This is a genomic window from Bartonella queenslandensis AUST/NH15 (assembly GCF_000312585.1).
Classification (GTDB): domain Bacteria; phylum Pseudomonadota; class Alphaproteobacteria; order Rhizobiales; family Rhizobiaceae; genus Bartonella; species Bartonella queenslandensis_A.
In genome coordinates, this window is sequence record NZ_HE998013.1 from 87763 (window position 1) to 91328 (window position 3566).

The 3566-nt window shown below is 37.8% G+C and carries 4 protein-coding genes and 1 pseudogene; all 5 read left to right on the top strand.

Annotated elements, in window-relative coordinates; all coding sequences use genetic code 11:
- Positions 1-269 (top strand): hypothetical protein (locus tag BN338_RS12700; RefSeq protein ID WP_210160962.1); only part of this gene is annotated, 269 nt, incomplete at its 5' end.
- Between the two features lie 123 nt (positions 270-392).
- Positions 393-1145 carry an ABC transporter ATP-binding protein gene (locus tag BN338_RS08485; RefSeq protein ID WP_039760998.1) on the top strand — a complete coding sequence of 251 codons (753 nt, stop codon included), beginning with the start codon at positions 393-395 and terminating at the stop codon, positions 1143-1145.
- Between the two features lie 3 nt (positions 1146-1148).
- Positions 1149-2018, top strand: a complete 870-nt coding sequence (locus BN338_RS08490; RefSeq protein ID WP_039761000.1) for a metal ABC transporter permease — start codon at positions 1149-1151, stop codon at positions 2016-2018.
- Between the two features lie 10 nt (positions 2019-2028).
- A complete protein-coding gene (locus BN338_RS08495; protein WP_039761002.1) occupies positions 2029-2949 on the top strand; it encodes a metal ABC transporter solute-binding protein, Zn/Mn family in 921 nt (306 codons plus the stop codon).
- Positions 2950-3262: 313 nt separating this feature from the next.
- A pseudogene (locus BN338_RS13255) lies at positions 3263-3566 on the top strand (integrase arm-type DNA-binding domain-containing protein); the annotation flags it as partial.

Genomic DNA, 3566 nt, shown 5'->3' on the forward strand with positions numbered 1-3566 from the left:
ACCGTTTTCAAGAGTTCTATTTTACTCTTTTACGGCAAAAATCAACTACAAAAATGAAAGGAAATTCTTCCAAAAGAGACCTTTCAGCAAGAATATCGCTATACCCTTGCTCAACAAACTTTTACGACAACATTGGAAATAATTTAGATATCAAACAAAACACACTCATCACCCTCTCTTGTGCTTATTTAGAATCACCAATCATTTTGATACTATATATAGTATATACTCTCTCTCTTTCGTCAAGAAAAATTCGACCATTATTTTGAATTGTCCACGATCTTCCCACTAAAATATTGAGCACTCAAAATGATGTAATAATATAACATTTTATTGACAAGCGTTATATTATTACATAATTTCCAAAATCATAAGCAAAGATGGTATAAGTTATGGATCTGCACTTTAAAAAGACAACATTAGGCTATGGGAATAGAATAGCGATCAAGGGCTTTTCAGCAAAGCTAAAAGCGGGTTCCTTGGTTGCAATAACGGGTGATAATGGTGCTGGAAAATCAACATTGCTAAAAGCCATCGCTGGATTGATTAAACCTCTTAAGGGGAAAATTACAAAACCGAAAAAAAGCCGCATTGCTTATCTTGCTCAGCAATGTGATATAGACCAAACATTTCCAATTGATGTGAAAACGCTTATCAAAACAGGATTATGGTCCTTTTGTGGATTATGGAAAAACCAGCGCCCTTATGATTCTAAGATTCAGAATGCGCTTGAAATGGTTGGACTCACAGCACTTGCCACCCGTTCGCTTGAAACATTATCAGGTGGGCAATTACAGCGCGCCCTTTTTGCACGTATCATTGTACAAGATGCCCATATTATCTTGCTTGACGAACCTTTCAATGGTATCGACCGCAATACTCAAAAAGACCTTCTTGCACTGATCACACTCTGGAAACAGCAAGGTCGCACAATTCTCACAGCACTCCATGACCCTCTCATCGTGCAAGAATTTTTTCCTCAAATGATTCAAATTAATCAACAAAACGCCTTTTATGGAGAAACAACACAGTTTCTCGACAATACCATTCACCACGTTATGCCCCCCCTCTCCTCCGACTCTTTGTGTTTTAATACACAAAAGCACCTCCCTCCTATTAATGATTCTCTCTTTCTTAGGTTATAAGACGTGTATGCATTTTTTCTTGCCCCCTTTATTGATTTCCACTTTATGCAAAACGCCCTTATCGGCTCTATTCTCCTCTCTAGTAGCGCTTGCCCTGTTGGTGTATTTTTGATGCTTCGTGGAATGAGTTTGACAGGAGATGCTATCTCTCACGCCATTCTTCCTGGTGTTGCAACTGCTTTTCTCATTTGCGGCTTCTCCCTTATATTTATGACACTTGGTGGTATTTTTGCTGGCATTATTGTTGCTTTAGCAACTGTTTTAATTTCACGAAATAGCTTTCAGAAAGAAGATGCATCTATGACCGTCTTTTATCTTATTGCACTTGCAGCAGGTGTCATTATTATCTCACTGAAAAATTCAACCATTGAACTGCTTCATCTCTTATTTGGATCGGTTCTTGCAATTGATACACAGGCTCTTTGGTTGATCACTATCATAATGCTGATCACACTTTGCAGCCTTTTTATTTTTTGGCGTGCACTTGTCTTAGAAAGCTTTGATCCGCTCTTTTTTAAATCACTCTCTCCATTGAGTAAATATATTCATATTTCATTGCTTGGACTTGTGGTGTTGAATCTGGTTGGGGGCTTTCAATCCCTAGGAACATTACTTTCCGTTGGCATTATGATGATTCCAGCAATTACAGCCCGTTTTTGGTTTTCACGCTTAGTTCCTATTTGTGTGCTTTCCATTCTTTTTGGCATCATTTCTAGCGTATGTGGTCTCTTGCTTTCTTTTCATCTCTCACTGCCCTCTGGCCCTGCTATCATCATTGCCGCAGGATTTATTTACCTTATTTCCTTCCTCATAAGCCCACGCGGTTTTATTGTAACATGGTTTCCCCATCTCTTTTACACTTCCTCATTTTAAGGAAAAAATTATGTCTCAATTTACTCACAAATTTGTTCTGCTTACTGCTTTATTGTTTGCCCTTTCTCCCTTTTCTGCTTCTGCACACAATAAAATACAAGTTGTTGCAAGCTTTTCTATTCTTGCCGATCTCGTAAAAAATGTAGGAGGCAACAATATCTCTATGACCACTTTTGTAGGACCCAATGCGAATACCCACACTTATGAACCTACGCCTCATGATGCTCAAGCTCTTAAAAGCGCTCAGATTATTTTTATCAACGGACTTCATTTAGAAGGGTTCATTGACCGTCTCATCACAGCCAGCGGTACAAAAGCACTTCTTGTCAAGGTTAGTGCTAATATTCCTCCCCTCGAAATGAAAAATCAAGAATATGACGCCCATCACCACCATCACAGTGTTATTGATCCGCATGCTTGGCAAACAATTCCCAATGTCGAAATCTATGTGAAGAATATCGCTGCTGCTTTTTGCAAAATTGATCCACAATCTTGCACGCGCTATAATAAAAATGCCGAAACCTACATCAAAAAGCTTCAAACAGCACAAGATACCCTAAAAACAAAAATTGCTACCCTCCCTCAAGATAAACGTATCATTATCACATCTCATGATGCTTTTGACTATTTTGCTAAAGAATATGGCTTCACTATCCTTGCCCCCCAAAGCGCTTCAACAGAAGCTGAAGCAACTGCAGCTGATGTTGCTAAACTGATAAAACAAATTAAAGCGAATAAGGCAGCAGCATTGTTCGTTGAAAATATTTCTAATCCCCGTCTCATCAAACAAATTTCAAAAGAAACAGGTTTAAAAATTGGTGGAACACTTTATTCTGATGCATTATCAGACGAAAATGGCCCTGCCGCAACGTATCTCGATATGATGGAGCATAATGTAAATACCATCATTGATGCCATTACAAAACATTAAAAAATTTTTTATCGAAGAAAAAAGTTCATAAAATTATAAGTGGATTTATTACCTCATGGCACCTAAAAGGTAAGCATTATTATGCTATTTTTCAACGTTTCTTTTGCAATAATTCTTAATGCTTTAAATACTTCAATCAAAGCATTAATTTATAATGGTAATTTAGCGTCATTCATATTGAATTAGAACCCTGAATACTGTAAAATTCTCTTATTTCAAATCTGTTCTATGCTGAATCAATCAAAACCATTCGCTTGCACGTCACAAGCGGGGCTGCTGTGTGGGTAAAAACTGTATGAGAAAGGAATTAAAAATGGCTCTTATGAACCGTCTTAATGCAAGATCTGTCGCAATATTACACCGGGGGTTGGAAAATATAATGATGGTGCCAGCTTGTTACTTCACAAGCATAAAGATGGGGGGCTCAATAGCTTTATCATTATACCATTCATGGGCGGCGTCGTGAAATGGGCTTGAGTGCATTAAGAGATGTCTCTTGAAAACAAGCCCGTAAACTAAACCAATGGCGTTCTGTTTTACGCGAAGGTTGTGACCCCATTAAAAAACGTAATAAACAAAAGCGTGAGGCAATAAGCAATCTTCATTATTTAAAAAAT